The organism is Mesorhizobium sp. B2-8-3 (genome assembly GCF_006440815.1).
GTDB lineage: Bacteria > Pseudomonadota > Alphaproteobacteria > Rhizobiales > Rhizobiaceae > Mesorhizobium.
This window is the reverse complement of the sequence record NZ_VFTW01000010.1, coordinates 58042-76730: the sequence shown is the minus strand read 5'-3', so window position 1 is coordinate 76730 and position 18689 is coordinate 58042. Positions and strand designations below refer to the sequence as shown.

The window sequence follows — 18689 nt, the reverse complement described above, 5'->3', positions numbered from 1 at the left end:
AGCGTTTTGTGGAAGTGTGGCCCGACAGAAAATCCGTCGGCGCGGGGGCCGCTTACCTGAAATGCGTGAATTCTGGCGTCACTTCTGCCGCGACCGGCGCGGAAACTATGCGCTCATGACGGCAATCGCCATGGTGCCGCTGATGGGGGCGGTGGCGATGGCGGTCGACTTCAGCGAGCTCAACCGCCAGAAGCAGATGGTGTTGAACGCGCTCGACGCCGCCAATTTCGCCGCGGCGCGGCGGCTTGCCGAAGGCGCCACGGACGATCAGATCAGAGCCTACGCGGTCGACTTCTTCAACGCCAACCTCAACAACATCGACCCCGCCAACATCTCGCTCGACATCACGTTGCCCACCAGCCAGGCCGGCGGCGGCCTGCTCACGATGAGCGCGACGCTGAACTACCACCCTTATTTTTATCCGTCCTCCTCGCTGCTTGTCGGCGCATCCACGGCCGATGCGAACAAGTCGATCAACCTCGACATGGACTCTCAGGTGCGGCTGAAGAACACGCTGGAAGTGGCGATGGTGCTCGACAATTCGGGCTCCATGACAACGCCTGGCACAGGCACAGGACAGAAGCGCATCGACCTGCTCAAGCAGGCCGCCAAGCAGCTTGTCGACACGCTGGCGCAGCAGGCATCGCAGATCAAGCAGATCGACAAGCCGGTCCAGTTCAGCCTCGTGCCGTTCGCGGCATCGGTCAATGTTGGGCCGGACAACGACAACGCCCCGTGGATGGACGTCTATGGGCTGTCACCGATAGCGAATGAGAATTTCGACTGGTCGACGCTGAACGCGCCCGACAAATACGCCCAGAAGATCAGCGGCATATGGTACAAGAAAGGCACCGGCTGGGGGGAAACCGAAAACCAGGTGCTGAGCCGCTTCTCGCTCTATCGCGACATGCAGGTGGTGACCAGCCACGAGCGCATCGTCGGCAGCAAACGCGTCGTATGCGACCAGTACCGCTCCGACAACACCTGCAAGCGCAGCCACAACGAATACGACTACAACGACACCTATGGCCCGTTCGCCAGTTGGCAGGGTTGCGTGGAAGTGCGCCCCTATCCCTACAATGTCGACGACACGCCGGCCTCGGGCGGGCCCAACAACACCGGCATCGGCGTCGGCGATCCGGCGACCATGTTCGTGCCGATGTTCGCGCCCGACGAGCCAGGCAACCAGTGGAGGGTGACCCAGGATCCGGATGAGCCGAACCCAGTCACCTACGGCGCCGCCAACAGTTGGTGGAACGACGATCCGTCGAGCACCACCGGCAAGACCCGCCAATCCAACATGGCCAAGTATTTCATGCCTCGGCCGATCGATGCGCCGGTGCTGTCGAAGGGCGCCGGCCCGAATTACAGCTGCACCACCACGCCGATCACGCCGCTCACTGACGTCACCAATGCGGACGGGCTTGCGGCCATCAAGGCGGCGATCGACCTGATGCAACCCAACGGCAACACCAATGTGCCCGAAGGCACGGCCTGGGGCTGGCGCAGCGTATCGAGCGCCGAACCATTTACCGAAGGCCGTCCGGAATCCGAGCGCGGCAACGACAAAGTCGTCATCGTTCTCACCGACGGCGAGAACACCTATTCGACGGTCAATTCCGACCCGGCCGGCAACAAATCGACCTATGCCGCCTACGGCTATACCGGCGTCGGCTATAACGGCACCTCGGTCACCCGCCTGTTCGGCGGCACGTCGAGCGCCATCGGCCAGTTCAACTACTCGTCGAGCAACTACACCGCGGCGATGAACGAGCAGATGGCGAAGCTGTGCGACAACGCCAAGGCGGCCAAGATCATGGTGATGACGGTGGCGCTCGACATGTCGTCGACCAGTTCAAGCGACCAGAAGGCGATGGCCGCGCTGAAGGCCTGCTCTTCCGATTCCCGCTTCCGCAAGGATCCGACCGACCCCAGCAAACCGGCCAAGCTGTTCTGGAACGCGACCGGCGCAACGCTCTCCGACAACTTCAAGGAGATTGCCAACGAGTTGTCGAACCTGCGCGTGGTCGGATAAGGCGCACTGGCGCAACGGGTACCAGCCGCCAACCCCTTGCGAGTTCCCGCGAAGCGGCGCACATCTCGGGCACTTCCGGAGCCATCGATGCCCGACGCCGCCAACCATCTCACTTTCGCGCTGATCTGCCTCGGCATGGTGCTCACGCCGGGGCCGAACATGATCTACCTGATCTCGCGCTCGCTGTCGCAAGGGCCGAAAGCCGGGCTGATCTCGCTCGGCGGGGTGGCGCTGGGCTTCCTGTTCTACGTGGTGTCGGCGGCCTTCGGCATCACCGCGCTCATCTTCGCCGTGCCTTATGCCTACGACGCGCTTCGCTTCGCCGGCGCGCTCTATCTGTTGTGGCTCGCCTGGCAGGCGCTGAAGCCCGGCGGGCGCTCGCCCTTTCAGGTCCGCGAGTTGCCGAGGGACAGGCCGCGCAAGCTTCTCGTGATGGGGCTGATGACCAACCTGCTCAATCCGAAGGTGGCGGTGCTCTATCTGTCGTTGCTGCCGCAGTTCATCAATCCGGCAAAGGGCCATGTCCTGTCGCAGCTTCTGGTGCTCGGCGTGACGCAGATTTCGATCAGCCTCACCGTTAACGCCATCATCGCCGTGACGGCCGGCTCGATCGCGAATTTCCTCGCCGGACGGCCGTTCTGGCTGGTCGTCCAGCGCTGGATGATGGGCACGGTGCTGACGGCGCTGGCCCTGAAGATGGCGACCGAGGCGCAAAGATAGCCGTCACCTCCAAGAACGCAGCCGTCTACATCGGCCGGCGTACAGGCCGGATCTGCTCCGGCTCGACCACCTTGCGGTAGAGATGCCAGGTCGCGTGGCCGAGGATCGGCATGACGACGGCAAGCCCGGCAAACAGCGGGATCGAGCCGACCACCAGCAGCACGGCGACCGTAAGCCCCCAAAGCGCCATCGTCAGAGGATTGGCCATGACGGCGCGGGCCGAGGTTTCGATCGCCGAGACGGCGCCGACATCGCGGTCGAGCAACAGCGGAAAGGCAATGACGGTGGTGGCCAAAACGACGACGGCGAAAACGAAACCGACGGCGTTGCCGACGAGGATCAGCGTCCAGCCCTTGCCGGTCGTCAGCACGTCGCGCACAAAGGCGCCGACCGAGGCGGGCGGCTCGGCGCCGAACAGGCCGGTATAGAGCGACTGCGCGGCGAACAGCCACAAAAGGAACAGCGCGAAGAGCAGGATACCGATGACCGCGATCGAGGGCAGCGCCGGCGAATGGCGCACGTCGAGCGCATGATGCCAGCGGCTGCTCATGCCAAGCTCGCGCCGGCGGCTGATCTCATAGAGGCCGATGGCCGCGAAGGGCCCGATCAGCGCGAAGCCCGACATCAGCGGATAGACGAGCTGAATGGCGTTGGAGCCGGAGCTCCACCGCGTCAGGATCAGGCCGACGATCGGATAGATCAGGCACAGGAACACATAGTGCGACGGCTTGGCCCAGAAATCCTCGGCGCCGAGCTTCAGCGCATCCCAGAGGTCCGAGGTGGAGATGTGGCGCACCGTGGGCTGCACATGCATCCCGCGCGCGTCCGTCATGACATGAAAACCGGCCATAACCGTCCTCCGTTTGTCAGTGCATGAGCCCGAAAACCAGGAGGTTCTCGCCAAGCAATCATGCGCCAGATCAGCGCGGGTCGGTCACCGCCTGCGGTGACCGCCCGTGGCTGCCACTTCAAGAACGACCGCATCATAATCGATCTTCCGGGAAAAGTCGCCGCCTCATGCGATTTTCATCGCCTGCCCGGCAAAAGCCACGATCGCCGGTATCAGAGGCCGGATGAGCACCTCGATCACAGCCTTCCCCAATCTCAACCGCCGCACGCTGCTCGCAGCCGCCGGCCTTGCGGCGCTTGCCGGCATCGCCGCCTGCAGCACCGTCACGGTGCCGACTGGCGAAGGCGCCGGCGTCTCTTCGTCCGCCACGGCGACACTGGCCGGTCTTCGCGCCTCGGCAGGGCTGCCGGCGCTGGCCCCTGACACGCAGCTCGAACAGGCGGCATTGCAGCAGGCCGGCTATATGGCCTCGCGCGAGCGCATGAGCCACACCACCGGCTGGGGCAAGGATTTCGCCTCGCGCATGAAGGACAATGGCGTGCGTGGCGCCGCCGCCGAAAACATCGCCGAGGGCCGTTTCGACCTTGAGAAGCTGTTCGACATCTGGATGCATTCGGCCGGCCACCGCCGCAACATGCTCGATACGGACTTCAGCCGTTTCGGGCTGGCTTACGTGCGCGACGGCCGAGATCCGGCGTTGCGCTATTGGGCGTTGGTGCTGGGCCGTTGAAAAGGCGGCCGGCTTAGATCAGCGACTTTATCAATCCATATGCGCCGCTGGCGCCCCGCCTACGGGCGCGGCCCTGGGCTTGCGCAGCAGAACGACGAATGGAATCGCGGCCAGCGTCATCACCATCAGGATCTTGAAGTCGTTGATGTAGGAAATCATCATCGCCTGGACATTCACCGCACGGTCGACCTGCGAAAGCGCTGCGGGATCGCCGGCGGCCGCCGCCGGAGACGCGGCCCACAGGTTCGGGTTGTACGGGTTGATGAAGGCCGAAAGCTCGGTGTGGTTGATCTGGGTGTTGCGCACCATCAGCGCCGCGACCACCGATACGCCGATGGACGAGCCCAGATTGCGCACCAGGCTGAACAGCGAGGTGGCGTCGGTGCGGTAGCGCGCGTCGAGCGTGGCGAAGGCGACCGTCGACAGCGGCACGAACACCATGCCCATGCCGAGACCCTGGACGACGCCCGAAGAGATGATCAGCCAATTGTCCATCTGCGGCGTGAAGCTCGCCATCGTATAGAGCGACTGCGCGGTGAGCAGGAAGCCGATGGCGACGAGGACCCTGGCATCGATCCTGTGCATGATGCGGCCGACGACCAGCATCGAAATCATCGTGCCGATGCCGCGCGGACCCAGCACGACGCCGATGGTCACGGTCGGGTAGCCGAAGATGTTTGCCAGCATCGGCGGCAACAGCGACATCGAGGCCAGGATCAGCACGCCCATGACGAAGATGAAGCCCAGCCCGGTCACGAAATTGCGGTCGAGAAAGATTTTTGGATCGATGAAGGGATGCTCTGATGTCACCGTGTGGATGATGAACACCCAGAAGCCGGTGAGCGACAGAGCGAGCTCGATCCAGATCTCGGCCGAGTTGAACCAGTCGACCTCGCCGCCGCGGTCGAGCAGAAGCTGCAGCGCGCCGACGCCGATCGACAGCATGGCGAAGCCGAAGAAGTCGAAGCCGCGCATGCGCTTGGCGACGACGGGCAGATAGGCGGCCATGCCGAGGAAGGCGAGGATGCCGACCGGCAGGTTGATGAAGAACACCCAGCGCCAATTGAAGTTTTCCGTCAGCCAGCCGCCGAGCGTCGGCCCCAGGATCGGCCCAAGCATGATGCCGGCGCCCCAGATCGCCATCGCCTGGCCATGGCGCTCCTTCGGGTTGATGTCGAGCAGGAAGGTCTGCGACAGCGGCACGATAGCCGCGCCGAACACGCCCTGCAGCAGCCGGAAGAGCACCATCGTCTCGAGACTCCAGGCAAGGCCGCAGAGCATGGAGAAGATGGTGAAGCCGACAACGGAGGCGAGGAACAGCTCCTTGCGGCCAAGCCGGTCGGCAAGCCAGCCGGTGACCGGCGTCATGATTGCCGCGGCCACGATATAGGAGGTCAGCACCCAGTTGATGTTGTCGGGCGACGCGCCGAGGTCGCCGGTCATGGTCGGCAGCGCGACATTGGCGATCGTGGTGTCGAGCGCCTGCATGATCGTCGCCAGCATCAGCGCGACCGTGATCAGTCCGCGATGCGGCACTTCCTTGAAGGCTTCGGGCGTGCTCATGATGCTGAACTTCCAGCAGGTAACAAAACCGTGTACACTAGAGCATGATGCCGAAAAGTGTGAAGCGGCCTTCGGACGACATCATGCTCTATCTCTTTGATTTAGAGGCGGATTCAGATTTCAGGCCTAACAGACCTGAAATCATCCGGCTCTAGGTTTCCGGGCGGCAAAGCCTTCCGTTGAGAGACCTTCATCGCGGTGGGACGCGACTATCGATGTGGGGGTTACATCGACCGAAAGTCTCTGTTGGAGCGGATGCCTACCGCCCGGAAACCTGAGGACCGACGGGTCTGCGACGAGGCCCCAGCTTTCGGACCAGCCGCCATGCGGCTTGCCTCGCTGATCCTTGTCACTCCTCCCATCAGACCAATCCCCTCAATGCCCGCGCCGCGTCGCGACGGGCCTCGCTGTCGTTACTGCGCGTGCTCCCCTGCCGCGGCGTGGCCGAAGATCGACGGCAGGCCGCGCGCCACGCCGGTGTCGACGGTGACGGTGGCGCTCATGCCGGTGCGCAGCGCCATCTTGGCATCGGGATCGGTCAGTTCCAGGCGTACGGGAATGCGCTGCGTGACCTTGACCCAGTTGCCGGTGGCGTTTTGCGCGGGCAGCAGCGAGAACTCCGCGCCCGTGCCGGCGCCGATCGCCTTGACGATCGCCTCGAAGGTGCGGCCCGGATAGGTGTCGACGACGATCTCGGCCTTCTGGCCCGGCTTCATGTTGGTGAGTTGGGTCTCCTTGAAATTGGCGTCGATCCAGGTGTCGCCGGTCTCGACCAGCGCGAACAGCGGCGTGCCGACGGACACATACTGGCCGACCTTGAAGGAGGCGGCCTGGTAGATGACGCCGTCGGCCGGCGCCTTCACGGTTGTCTGCGCCAGATCGTAGGCGGCCTTGTCGCGCGCGGCCAAGGCCGCCATCACGGTCGGATGCTTGTCGGTCTCGATATCCGGATTGCCGCCGAGAGCCGCCTTGGCGCTGACGATGCCCTGCTGCGCGACAGCCAACTGCTGCTTGGCCTTGTCGAGGTCGTTGCGGGCCTGGTCGAGCGAGGACTTGGCGTTGATGCCCTTCTGCGCGAGATCGGCGGCGCGGCCATATTGCGACTGCGCATAGTCGACTTCGCTGGAGGCGGATTTTTCCTGCGCCGTTGCCTGGCTGTAAGCGGCGCGCAACTGCTCGACATTGAGGCGCGCGGCGGCGACCGCCGCATCGGCCTGGGCGAGCGCGATCCTGTAAGGCTCGGGATCGATGACGAAGAGAAGGTCGCCCTGCTTGACCAGTTGGTTATCGGCGATACCAACCTGGACGATGCGGCCGGCCGTGTCAGAGGCGACCGAAATCCTGGCCTGCTGCAGATTGGCGTTCTCGGTTTCCTGATAGCGGCCGCCCGTTACCCAGACATACGCGCCGCCGACGAGCAGGGCCAGCGGCAAGGCGACCATCAACAGGAAGCGGCCGAGACGGCGCTTCTTCTTCGGCGCGGCCGGAGCCGGCTGCGGCGCAGGCGCGACCGCGACCGGAGCGGCAGCCGGCTGTACGGGGGCCTCGGCGACCGGCTGCGCCGACGCATTGGCGACCGGCTGTGCCGGCGCATTGGCGACCGGCTGCGCCGACGCATTGGCGACCGGCTGTGCCGGCGCATTGGCGACCGGCTGTGCTGGCGCACTCAGTTTCGTGACGTTGTCGTCTTCCCGCTTGGCTACCGCGCTCATGCCGCCGCCCCTTCCCTGCTCTTTATCTTTTCGAGGGACGATGCCTCGCCATCCGTCAGGTTCTGCACGATCGTGTCCAACACCCGGACCAGGATGCGCCGCTCTTGAGGCGAAACACCGGTCAACGACTCCTCATAGACCTCGCCGGCAAGGCTTTTGACATCGGCGTAAGCGGCGCTCGCCTTCTCGGTCGGGAAGATCATGCGCACGCGCCGGTCGGTCGCATCCTGGCGGCGCTCGATCCAGCCGCCCTCCTCCATGCGATCGACGAGGCGCGAGACGCTGATCGGCTCGATTTCGAGCAGCTCAGCCAGCCGCGCCTGGGTGATGCCTTCTTCCTTGGCAACGCGCACCATCAGCCGCCATTGCGCCGAGGAAAGACCCAACCCACTGGCACGCACCTCGAAACGCTTGCGCATCAGGCGCTGCACGTCGTGGATCAAAAATCCCAATCTGTCGATACCATCTGAAACCATGAGCGATACATATAATAAGCGTGCTTACTATTCAAGTGGATGCTTTGCGCCAGATAGCCGGCAAATCGAGATATCAGGCACCCGATGCGTCGATGGTTAGTGTCCGGTGAAGATAGCTCCGATGCCTTCGTCGCCTGCACGATGGGATTTCTCGGCGGACTCGTCGCCTCGGCGATCAAGCGCGACCAGGGCGTCAAGGACCGGGGCTACCTGATCGAAGGTTCATGGCGGCATGCTCGACCGCACCGACAGCCTGGTCTTCGCTGCGCCGGTCTTGTTCCACATCGTGCGCTATTTCTGGACGGTCTAATTACCGGTCAGAGCCGGTTACGCATCAGCAACGTGACGACGAAGAACGCGCCGAGCGAACTGGTGATGATGCCGATCGGCAGTTCCTGCGGCGGCAAAAGCGTGCGGGCCAGCAGATCGCTGGCCAACAGCAGGATGGCGCCGAACAGCGCGCAGGCGATGACCAGGTTGCGATGCAAGGGGCCGGAGAGCGGCCGGCTGAGATGCGGGATCATCAGGCCGACGAAGCCGATGACGCCGGCCACGGCAACGAGAATGGCGGTCGCCAGGGCGGCGACGAGGAATGTCGCGCGGCGCATCCTCGCCACCGGCACGCCAAGGCTCTCGGCGGCGCTTTCGCCGGCGAGGAAAGCATCAAAGCGGCGGTGGTTCCGCAGGCCATAGGCGAGGATGATGCCGGCGCCAAGCGCCGCCAGGCCGATATTGTCCCAGCGGGCAAGACCGAGCCCGCCCATGGTCCAGAACAACACCGAATGGGCGGCGCGCTGGTCACCGGCGAACACGAGATAGTTGGTCAAGGCAGTGAACAGAAATGAGACGGCGAGGCCGGCCAGGATCAGCCGCTCAGGCCCCTGCCCCTTCACCCGCGACACCAGCAGAAGCACGATTGCCGCCGCCAGCACGCCGCCGGTGAAGGCGGCAAGCGGCAGCGTCCAGACGCCGAACGTGTCGCCGAATAGGGTGATGACGGAGACCGCGCCGGCCGCCGCGCCCGAGGAGAGACCAAACAGAAACGGATCGGCGAGGTCGTTGCGAGTGACCGTCTGTAGCAGCGCGCCGACCACGCCAAGGCCTGCTCCGACGGCGATCGCCAGCAACGTGCGCGGCAGCCTCAGGTCGACGACGATGCTGCCGACCGGGCCGGATGGGCTCTGGCTGCCCAGTCCGGCCGCATGCGCCAGCGCGCCGACGACCTGGCGCAGAGGTATCAGCGTTGAGCCATAGGCGATCGAAAGCAGCCCGAGCGCGACCAGCAGCGCCGCGCCAAGCATCATGGCCAAAGCGAACGATCGGCGGCGCAGATTCACGGCGTGGGACCTGGCGCCGCGATGCCGGCGTCCGGGATCAGCCGAGGCATCCGCGACTTCGTCGATGCCGCAAGGAGCCGTCCACCCATCATTCCAGGGCGAAGCAGGCGCGAAGCGCCGTCGCGCAGACCCTGGAATTCATGGCGTGGCCTGGCACGAGAAATGCCACGGTGCGGAATTCTGAGCAGCGGCGACGCCTCGGCGTGACGGAATGGATCCTCGGGTCTGCGCCGCGTCGCTTCGCTCCTTGCTCCGCCCGTGGATGACGAAGTCGCGAGTGTTTTGGCCAATCTCCAAGGCGGGCGATTCACAGGCAGGCGATCCGTCAATGAAGCCATCCCCATCCCATCAGAACTCCAGGCCTAAAACGCTTCCGGATGCATGGCCCTGGCGATCTCGCCGATCGCCTCGATATTGGCGGGTCCGGGCGTCAGCTCGGCGTAGCGCAGCGCGACGAAGCGCTCGTTCCTGACAGCGTCGGTCTCCTTCATGGCCGGATGGACTTTAAGGAAATCGAGCAGCTTCCTGTAGCCGCCGCCATCCTGGTAATCGAGCAGGATAAGGAACTGCGGATTGCGCGAGGCGACCGTCTCCCAGTCGGTGTTGCCCCAGCTCGTCTCCATGTCGGCCATGATGTTTTCGCCGCCGGCGGCTGCGATCATGGCGTTGGGAATGGCGAACTTGCCGGCGGTGAAGGGCTTGTCCTCGCCGGAATCGTAGAGGAACACGCGCGTGCCCTTGCGGTCGCCGACCTTGGCGGTGATATCGGCAAGCTCGGCCTTCCAGCCGGCGACCAGCTTTTCGGCCTCCGTCTCCTTGCCGAAGATCTTGCCGAGCTTCTCGACGTCGCCATAGAGCAAGTCCATCGAGGCGACGGGCCGGTTCTTGTCGAGATGGACGCAGCTTTCGGTCAGCACCAGCGTCTTGATGCCGTGCGGGGCGAGCGTGTCGGGCGTGACCTCGCCGCCCGGCTTCATGCCGTAATACCAGCCGGCGAAGAAGAAATCCGGCTGCACGGCGACGAGGTTTTCCAGCGTCGGATATTTTGGCGCCAGCTCCGGGATGGAGCCTTGCTCCGCCTTGAACTCGGGGCCGACCTTGTACCAGCCGGTGATGCCGGTAAGCCCGACGATCGACGGCTGCAGCTTCAGCGCGAAGGCCATCTCGGCCATGTTGAGGTCCTGGATGACGGCGCGTTTTGGCGGTGCATCGAAAGTGAGCGCCTTGCCGCAGCTGTCGACGGTGACCGGGAAGGCGAAGGCGGCCGAGGCGAGAAGCGAGAAGGCAAACGACAAAGCGAGGCGTTTCACGGGATGGTGCTCCTTGTTTGGGTTGGGCAGGTTCAGGATGGCGAGGAAGCGCGCGTGGGCAGCTCGAAGACGGTGAGCTCGCGGTCCTCGGTCGGGTGCCGCAGGCGCAGCACGTCGATGCCGAAAACCTCGCGGATATGCGGCTGCGCCAGCGCCTCGCGCGGCGGTGCCAGCGCGTGCAGCCGGGCGTTGCTCATCACCGCGACGTTGGTGGCGAAGGGCGCCACCAAGGCGAGATCGTGCAGCACGGCGACCACGGTCATGCTGAATTCGGCCACCAGTTCGAGCAGTTCTGCGCGGGCGCGCGGGTCAAGGTGGTTGGTCGGCTCGTCGAGGAACAGGATCTTCGGCTCTTGCGCGATGGCACGGGCGAGCTGCGCGCGCTGGCGCTCGCCGCCGGAGAGCGAGCCGATGCTGCGCGCGAGCAGTGGCAAGAGCCCGGTCCGGCGCAGTGCTTCGACGACGATGTCGCGGTCGTCGTGCCGGCGCCTCAGGCCGGCATGCGGGACGCGGCCAAGCTCGACATAGTCGATGAGCGCCAGCCGTGGATCCGGCTGGTCCGTCTGGCCGACCACGGCGATGCTGAGCGCCCGCTCGGCGGCGGTGATCCTGTCCAGCCGGCGGCCGGCCAGGCGAACCTCGCCGTGGCTCGGCGACAACGCCCCGCACAACATGCGCAGCAGGGTCGTCTTGCCGGCGCCGTTCGGGCCGATGATGGCGAGGCGCTCACCCGCCGCCAGCGACAGGCTGACATCCTCGACCAGCGTCCGGCCGTTTGCCGTGGCGCCCAGATCGCGGGCTTCAAGCAGGGGCACGCTCACCGGACTTGCTCCCTGGCCTTACCCGCGGCGGGGATGCGCGCCAGTATCTTGCCGGCGAGCCTTGCCGGGCGCTGGCCGGAATTGCACCAACCGTCGGGCAGCGAGGCATAGAGCCTGGCAAATTCGACCAGCGCGCCGGCGTCGGTGCCCCTGTCGATGGAACCGAAGAGATAGGTGGCTTTGCCTTGCGCCATGAAGGCCACGGTGAGCGGCCGCGCGCAACCCGCCATGCAGTCGATGGTCTCGATGGCAAAGGAAGGCGCCGGCTGCAAGGAAAGCCTGGAGCGCAGGTCGGCGCACAAACCCTCGCCGGACCTCAGCCCAGTCACGGTATCGCGGCACAAAGAACAGACGATGATGCGATGGCTCGAGCGTTTCACCGTTTCACGGAAACGGCGAACCGCTCTATCTCTTTGTTTTGACACAATTCCAGACGGAAAACCGCTACACACTTTTCCTGAAATTGCTCTCGAGGCGTCCAACATTTCCGTCACTTTCCAAAATGGCGACGGAAGGATGCTGGACGAGCCGGCCGACAAGACCGGTGCTCGCGTCTCCTCCCGGCACACCCCGTCCGGTCAACTCATGTCGATGGCAGGTCTCCTGGCTCGCGGGTCGTTGCGCCATCCGCCTTCCCAGCCTTGCCGGCCAGTGGCGTTTCGGATGGAGCTCGCCGCTCACAGTTGCGGGGGCAGCCACGGGTTCGATCCAGACCGGATCTCACCGTGTTCCCTTTTTCACCCCTCGCCTTGCGGCTCGGGGACCATGACGCAGCCATCGTAGGTTGTCCGCGCGCGAGTCGCAACGGCTTCTGCGCGCGTTCATCACCGCGTGAAGCGACCTGCCTGGAGAAATGCATTCGTGGTTCGATTCTCGTTATGATATGTAATAACGTTACACACCAACGAATGCGTAGCAGTCAATCCCTCCTCGCGCCGTCTCACCCAAACATCGGAAAATTTTCAGAAACCGTTCGGGATTTGCCGGAGCCGAAATCGCAAAAAGATCGGGCTGGCGAAAGACAGGTTGCAACGCCTCGATCCCCTGCCAGCCAACGCAGTTTTCCCGACCGCCGCGTCCTCCCAAGCGCGGCCGCAACCTTGGGCACGGAGACGACATGATTGCCGCACGTTTTCACAACAGTCCTCTTGGGCACAACAAGCCGCTCAGGCGCCGCCTTGTCGCCGGCTCCATCGCCGCGCTCGCTTGCGGTGCCGTGATGGTCTGGCACGGCGCCAGAAGCGAAGCATCGAACGTCGCGCCGGGCACGCCCGAAACCAAGCTGGTCAAGGCAGTTTCGGTCTCGCCGGAACCCGTCGCGGATAACCGCGTCGCCATCGGCGAGATCAAGCCGAGGCTGGAGAGCGATCTCGGTTTTCGCGTTTCCGGCAAGCTCATCCAGCGCACCGCCGAGGTCGGCGCCACGGTGAAGAAGGGCGAGGTGCTCGCCCGGGTCGACGACCAGGATTATCGAAACCGGCTGGCCAGCGCGGAAGCCGATGTGACAGCGGCCGAGGCCGTGCTGGTGGAAGCCAGCGCCGCCGAAGCGCGTATCAGCGCGCTGCTCGCCAAGGGTTTCACGACACGCGCCAACCATGACGCGACGCTAAAGAATCTGCGCTCGGCCGAGGCCAAGCTGAAATCGGCGAACATCGCCTTCGCGATGGCCAAGGACCAGCTCGGTTACACCGAGCTCCGGGCCGAATTCGACGGCATCGTCACCGCCACCGGCGCCGAGGCCGGCCAATCGGTCAATGTTGGGCAGATGGTGGTACGCGTCGCCGATCCGGAGAGCCGCGACGCGGTGTTCTCTATCGCGGAAGCAGCCTTTACCAGCGACCGGCGCGGTCGAAAGATACCCGCCGTCACCGTCTCGCTGCTCAGCAATCCGGCGGTCTCGACCGCCGGCACTGTGCGCGAGATAGCGCCGATGGCCGACGCCGCCACCCGCACCTTCCAGGTGAAGGTTTCGCTTGAGAATGCGCCTGACGAGATGCGCTTCGGCGCAAGTGTCGCCGGCCGCGTCGAGATCGCCGGCGCGCCTGTCGTGCTGCTGCCGGGCAGCGCGCTGTTCGACAAGGAAGGCAAGCCCGCCGTCTGGGTGGTGTCGGCCTCGTCGGCTGTCGAGCTCAAGCCGGTCACCATCGCCCGCTACGAGACCGACCGCGTAGTCGTCAGTGCCGGGCTCACCAAGGGCGACCGGGTCGTCACTGCCGGCGTTAACCGGCTGCGGGAACACGAAAAAGTCCGTATCGTTGAGGGAGAAGGAAAATGACCATGTCAAAGACCAAGGTCCTCATCGCCGGCGCCGGCCCGACCGGGCTGACGCTCGCGCTCTGGTTGACCAAGCTCGGCGTTCCGGTGCGCATCTTCGACAAGGCCGCCGCTCCCGGCGAAACCTCGCGCGCGCTGGCCGTCCAGGCGCGCACGCTGGAATTCCACCGCCAGATCGGCATCGTCGACGACGTGCTTGCCGCGGGCGTGAAGATCGAACAGCTCACCGTGCATACGCCGGCAGGCGTCGCCGCGAGACTCCCGCTCGCCGATTTCGGCCGCGGCATCAGCCCCTATTCCTTCGCCTTCGCGCTGCCGCAGGACATCCACGAGCGCGTGCTGATCACGCATCTGGAGCGCGCCGGCGTCGAGGTGGAGCGCGGCACGGAGCTCATCGCTTTCCAGGACAAGGGCCACGCGGTCATCGCGACGCTGAGCAAGGAAGGCCAGACGGAAACCGTCGTCGCCAACTACCTCGCCGGTTGCGACGGCGCCCACAGCACAGTGCGCCACGGGCTGAATATCGGCTTTCCCGGCGGCGCCTACGAACAGTCCTTCTACGTCGTCGACGTGAAAGGCCGTGGCGACATCACCCGCAACGGCATGGACACGACCATCAGCACCTACGGTTTTGCCATCGTCATGCCGGTCCGGCAGTCGGGTTCGATCCGGCTGATCGGCATCGTGCCGAAGGCGCATGAGGCGGACGAGACGATCAGCTTCGAGGCGATACGCGCCGACGTCGAGCGCGACACCGGCGTAACGGTCGACGAGGTCAACTGGTTCTCGACCTACCGGGTCCATCATCGCGTCGCCGAGAATTTTCGCGTCGGCCGTGTGTTCCTCTGCGGCGACGCTGGCCACATCCACAGCCCGGCCGGCGGACAGGGGATGAACACCGGCATGGGCGATGCGGTGAACCTTGCCTGGAAGCTCGCTGCCGTCGTCCAGGGCCGCGCCGATCCGCGCCTGCTCGACAGCTATGAGCCGGAGCGTATCGCCTTCGCCCACAGACTGATCGAGAGCACGGACCAGGCGTTCCGCATCGCCACCAGCCGCTCGCGGCTCGTCGGCCTGTTCCGGCGCTATCTGATGCCGAAGATCCTGAACATCGCGCTGCACACGTCATACGGCTCGCGCGCCTTCTTCGGCGTCATCTCGCAGGCGGCGATCCAGTACCGCGCCGGCCCGATCAGCTCGGGCACAGCGGGAAAGGTCAGCGGCGGCGACCGCCTGCCCTATGTGCCGATGCCAGGCAGCGACAATCTCGAGCCGCTGCGCTCGCTGGACTGGCAGGTGCATGTCTATGGCGAGGTCAATGCGGAATTCCGGGCCATGCTGGCATCGACCGGCATTCCGGTTCACGGCTTCGCCTGGTCGGAGACGGCCGCGAAAGCCGCCTTGCAGCGCGACGCCGCCTATCTGGTGAGGCCGGACGGGCATGTCGCGCTCGCCTCGCCGGTGCAGGAGGCGGCGAGCTTCCAGCGCTACCTCGCCGGCCTCGCCATCAAACCAAGGACGGCCGAGCGGGCGCCATACCGCGTACCGGGCACCATGCACAGCCTGGCCTGACTTGCCGCGGCGCCCGCCAAATGGCGGGCGCTGACCGGACCCAAACCATCACTTGTTTTCGCCAGCCGGCAGAAGCCGGCGGAACGCGCCTTCGCGCGCTGAGAGGGCTTTGCATCATGACCAGCTTCAATCTTTCCGAATGGGCGCTGCGCCACCGCAGCTTCATCGTCTACCTGATGATCGCCGCCGCACTCGCCGGCCTCTACGCCTATCGCGGTCTCGGCCGCGAGGAGGACCCGCCCTTCACCATCAAGACCATGGTGGTGAAGACGATGTGGCCAGGCGCCAGCACCAGCGACACGGTCGAACAGATCACCGACCGCATCGAGAAGAAGCTCGAGGAACTGCCCGATCTCGACTACGTCAAGAGCTACACCAAGCCGGGCGAATCCATCGTCTTCGTCAACCTGAAGGACACTGTTGCCGGCGACGAGGTGCAACCGCTCTGGTACCAGGTGCGCAAGAAGCTGGACGACATCAAGCCGACGCTGCCGTCGGGGGTGCAGGGCCCGTTCTTCAACGACGAGTTCGGCGACACCTATTCGCTGATCTACGCGCTCACCTCCGACAGCCTCAGCCATCGCAAGCTGAAGGATATGGCGACCAGCCTGCGCGCCGGGCTGCTCACGGTGAAGGACGTCGCCAAGGTCGACCTGATCGGCCAGCAGGACGAGAAGATCTATCTCGAATTCTCGACCCAGAAGGTGGCGGCGCTCGGCCTCGACGTCGGCACGCTGACGCAGGCGTTGCAGGCGCAGAACGCGCTGACGCCGAGCGGCACGGTCGACGCCGGTCCCGAGCGCATCGCCATCCGCGTGTCCGGTTCCTTCACGTCGGAAGAGAGCCTGAAGGCGATCAACTTCTACGCCAGCGGCCATTACTTCCGATTGGGCGACGTCGCCGAGGTCAAGCGCGCCGATTCCGACCCGCCGCAGCCGATGTTCCGCTTCAACGGCAAGCCAGCGGTCGGCATCGCCGTCTCGATGACGGCAGGCGGGGACGCGCTGGCATTGGGCGAAAACGTCAAGGAGAAGATGCATGAGATGGAGGCCGAGCTGCCGCTCGGCGCCGAGCCCGGCATGGTCGCGGACCAGTCGCATGTCGTGGAAGAATCCGTCGGCGAATTCACCAAGAGCCTCGGCGAAGCGATCGCCATCGTGCTTGCCGTGTCACTGCTGGCGCTTGGCTGGCGCCCCGGCGTCGTCGTGGCGGTTGCCATCCCGCTGGTGCTGGCGATCACCTTCGTCACCATGCAGTATTTCGGCATATCGCTGCAGCGTATCTCGCTCGGCGCGCTGATCATCGCGCTCGGCCTGCTGGTCGACGATGCGATGATCGCGGTCGAGATGATGATCGCCCGCATGGAGGAAGGCCACGACAAGATCTCGGCCGCCACCTATGCCTATACCTCGACTGCCTTCCCGATGCTGACCGGCACGGTGGTGACGATCGCCGGCTTCGTGCCGGTCGGCTTCGCCAAGAGCGGCGCCGGCGAATACTGCTTCTCGCTGTTTGCGGTCGTCGCCATCGCACTCGTCGTCTCCTGGGTCGTCGCGGTGCTGTTCACGCCGCTCACCGGCGTCGTCATTCTGCCGGACCGCATCAAGGGACATGGCGGCAGCCACCAGCCGTCGCGCATTGCCCGTGGCTTCCAGGTGCTGCTCGAAACCGCGATGCGGGCGAAGTGGCTGGTGCTGTCGGCGACCGCCGGGCTGTTCGCGCTCTCGGTCGTTGCCATGGGCTTCGTCGGCCAGGAGTTCTTCCCGAAGTCGGACCGGCCGGAGGTCATGCTCGATCTCACACTGCCGCGCACCGCCTCGATCAAGGCGACGGACGCGGTCGTCGAGCGCGTCGAGAAGCTGCTCGCTTCCGATACTGACATCGACCATTGGAGCTTCTATGTCGGCCAGGGCGCGGTGCGCTTCTACCTGCCGCTCGACGCGCAGCTGGCCAACGACTTTTTCGCCCAGGCGGTGGTGGTGACCAAGGGCCATGCCGTGCGCCAGGCGGTCATCGACCGGCTGGAGAAGGAGCTGTCGACCGGCTTCGACGACGTCATGGCCCGCGTCACGCCGCTGGAACTTGGCCCGCCGGTCGGCTGGCCGCTGAAGTTCCGTGTCAGCGGTCCAGACCCGGACAAGACGCGGAGTCTCGCGCAGCAGTTCGCGCAGGTGCTCGGCAGCGACGCAGCGGTCCGCAACATCAACTACGACTGGAACGAGCCGGCCAAGGTCATCAAGGTCGAGGTCGACCAGGATTGGGCGCGTGCGCTGGGCATCTCCTCGCAGCAGCTGTCGGAGACGATCAACGCGATCCTGTCCGGCTCGAAGATCACCGAGATGCGCGACAACACCTATCTCGTCGACATCGTCGCCCGCGCCGTGGATTCGGAACGCGCCAGCATCGACACGCTGCGCGGCCTGACGATCAGCGCCTCCGGCGGACGGCGCGTGCCGCTCGAACAGGTGGCGAAGCTCAGCTACCAGACCGAGCCGCCGCTGATCTGGCGTCGAGGCCGCCTGCCGACCGTGACCGTGCAGGCCGACGTCGCGACGGGCGAGAACGCCACCATCGTGTCGAAGCGGCTGGAGAAGGCGATCGCCACGTTTAAGGCCGAGCTGCCGGTGCGCTACAGCGTCGAGCAGGGTGGCGTCATCGAGGACAGCGCCAAGGCGCAGGCCAGCATCTTCGTGGTCTTTCCGCTGATGCTGTTTATCATGGCTACGGTGCTGATGATCCAGCTGATGAGCTTCCAGCGCTTGGTGCTGGTGCTGCTCACCGCTCCGCTGGCCATCGTCGGCGTCGCCGCTGCGCTGCTTCTGTCAGGGGCTCCGATGGGCTTTGTCGCCATCCTCGGCGTGATGTCGCTGATCGGCATGGTGATCCGCAACTCGGTCATCCTGATCGCGCAGATCGACCAGCATATCGCCGCCGGCGAGGAGCCGTGGGCGGCGGTGATCAGCGCCACCACGCACCGGCTGCGGCCGATCCTGCTGACGGCGGCGGCAGCCATCCTCGGCATGATCCCGATCGCGCCGACCGTGTTCTGGGGACCGATGGCCTATGCGGTGATGGGCGGCCTGATGGTGGCGACCGTGCTGACGCTGGTTTTCCTGCCGACGCTCTACGTCGCCTGGTTCCGCATCAAGGTGCCGGAACACGCCGCGGCGGGGACCGAGCCGGTCACCGCCACCGCCGAACCGCAGGCCATCGCCGCCTGAGCGGCGAGGCACGGCAAGCCACGGCGGCGACGCCGCCGTGGCCGCATCCCAACAACAAACAGAAAAGC

General features: G+C 65.1%; 14 protein-coding genes, 1 pseudogene and 1 riboswitch. Of the genes and pseudogenes, 7 read left to right on the top strand and 8 right to left on the bottom strand.

Annotated elements, in window-relative coordinates; translation table 11 throughout:
- Positions 1-61: 61 nt before the first annotated feature.
- Both FJ418_RS16915 and FJ418_RS16910 read left to right on the top strand, forming a co-directional pair.
- Entirely contained in the window at positions 62-2035 is a 1974-nt protein-coding gene (locus FJ418_RS16915) for a pilus assembly protein (RefSeq protein WP_181166968.1), read from the top strand.
- A gap of 87 nt (positions 2036-2122) precedes the next feature.
- Positions 2123-2755: a LysE family translocator gene (locus tag FJ418_RS16910; protein WP_140867420.1), complete on the top strand. Its 633-nt coding sequence runs from the start codon at positions 2123-2125 to the stop codon at positions 2753-2755.
- A gap of 25 nt (positions 2756-2780) precedes the next feature.
- On the opposite strand, the gene FJ418_RS16905 is transcribed toward FJ418_RS16910, so the two are convergent.
- A complete protein-coding gene (locus FJ418_RS16905; protein ID WP_140656965.1) occupies positions 2781-3605 on the bottom strand; it encodes a DUF2189 domain-containing protein in 825 nt (274 codons plus the stop codon).
- A 223-nt stretch (positions 3606-3828) separates the two neighbouring features.
- Between FJ418_RS16905 and FJ418_RS16900 the strand changes: the two genes are divergently transcribed.
- Positions 3829-4335, top strand: coding sequence for a CAP domain-containing protein (locus tag FJ418_RS16900; protein WP_140867417.1), 507 nt, complete (start codon positions 3829-3831; stop codon positions 4333-4335).
- A gap of 30 nt (positions 4336-4365) precedes the next feature.
- Here the strand turns inward: FJ418_RS16900 and FJ418_RS16895 are convergent, their stop codons facing one another.
- The 3 genes from FJ418_RS16895 to FJ418_RS16885 all read right to left on the bottom strand — a co-directional run bounded on the left by FJ418_RS16895 (position 4366) and on the right by FJ418_RS16885 (position 8086).
- Positions 4366-5898: a DHA2 family efflux MFS transporter permease subunit gene (locus FJ418_RS16895; protein WP_140855430.1), complete on the bottom strand. Its 1533-nt coding sequence runs from the start codon at positions 5896-5898 to the stop codon at positions 4366-4368.
- Positions 5899-6311: 413 nt separating this feature from the next.
- On the bottom strand, positions 6312-7610 hold the full coding sequence (locus FJ418_RS16890; protein ID WP_140867415.1) for an HlyD family secretion protein: 1299 nt from the start codon (positions 7608-7610) through the stop codon (positions 6312-6314).
- Positions 7607-8086, bottom strand: coding sequence for a MarR family transcriptional regulator (locus tag FJ418_RS16885; protein WP_140656956.1), 480 nt, complete (start codon positions 8084-8086; stop codon positions 7607-7609). The genes FJ418_RS16890 and FJ418_RS16885 overlap by 4 nt, the downstream gene beginning before the upstream one ends.
- A gap of 132 nt (positions 8087-8218) precedes the next feature.
- On the opposite strand from FJ418_RS16885, the pseudogene FJ418_RS16880 reads away from it, so the two are divergent.
- Positions 8219-8396: pseudogene (locus FJ418_RS16880) on the top strand (phosphatidate cytidylyltransferase); the annotation flags it as partial.
- 7 nt (positions 8397-8403) lie between these two features.
- Here the strand turns inward: FJ418_RS16880 and FJ418_RS16875 are convergent.
- From FJ418_RS16875 to FJ418_RS16860, 4 genes are all read right to left on the bottom strand, one after another.
- Positions 8404-9390 carry an iron ABC transporter permease gene (locus FJ418_RS16875; RefSeq protein WP_140867599.1) on the bottom strand — a complete coding sequence of 329 codons (987 nt, stop codon included), beginning with the start codon at positions 9388-9390 and terminating at the stop codon, positions 8404-8406.
- A gap of 395 nt (positions 9391-9785) precedes the next feature.
- Positions 9786-10733 (bottom strand): ABC transporter substrate-binding protein, encoded by a 948-nt coding sequence (locus FJ418_RS16870; RefSeq protein WP_140641094.1) that lies wholly within the window; start codon positions 10731-10733, stop codon positions 9786-9788.
- Between the two features lie 32 nt (positions 10734-10765).
- Positions 10766-11554 carry an ABC transporter ATP-binding protein gene (locus FJ418_RS16865; protein WP_140641092.1) on the bottom strand — a complete coding sequence of 263 codons (789 nt, stop codon included), beginning with the start codon at positions 11552-11554 and terminating at the stop codon, positions 10766-10768.
- The gene (locus tag FJ418_RS16860) at positions 11551-11934 is read right to left on the bottom strand and encodes a DUF1636 family protein (RefSeq protein WP_181166967.1); all 384 of its coding nucleotides are present in this window, start codon (positions 11932-11934) and stop codon (positions 11551-11553) included. Before FJ418_RS16860 ends, FJ418_RS16865 begins: the two co-directional genes overlap by 4 nt.
- Positions 11935-12129: 195 nt before the next feature.
- A riboswitch (cobalamin riboswitch) is annotated at positions 12130-12337 on the bottom strand.
- 334 nt (positions 12338-12671) lie between these two features.
- Between FJ418_RS16860 and FJ418_RS16855 the strand changes: the two genes are divergently transcribed.
- The 3 genes from FJ418_RS16855 to FJ418_RS16845 all read left to right on the top strand — a co-directional run bounded on the left by FJ418_RS16855 (position 12672) and on the right by FJ418_RS16845 (position 18621).
- On the top strand, positions 12672-13829 hold the full coding sequence (locus FJ418_RS16855) for an efflux RND transporter periplasmic adaptor subunit (protein WP_140867412.1): 1158 nt from the start codon (positions 12672-12674) through the stop codon (positions 13827-13829).
- On the top strand, positions 13826-15400 hold the full coding sequence (locus FJ418_RS16850) for an FAD-dependent monooxygenase (protein WP_210243152.1): 1575 nt from the start codon (positions 13826-13828) through the stop codon (positions 15398-15400). The genes FJ418_RS16855 and FJ418_RS16850 overlap by 4 nt, the downstream gene beginning before the upstream one ends.
- 116 nt (positions 15401-15516) lie before the next feature.
- Positions 15517-18621 carry an efflux RND transporter permease subunit gene (locus tag FJ418_RS16845; protein WP_281407573.1) on the top strand — a complete coding sequence of 1035 codons (3105 nt, stop codon included), beginning with the start codon at positions 15517-15519 and terminating at the stop codon, positions 18619-18621.
- Positions 18622-18689: the final 68 nt, after the last annotated feature.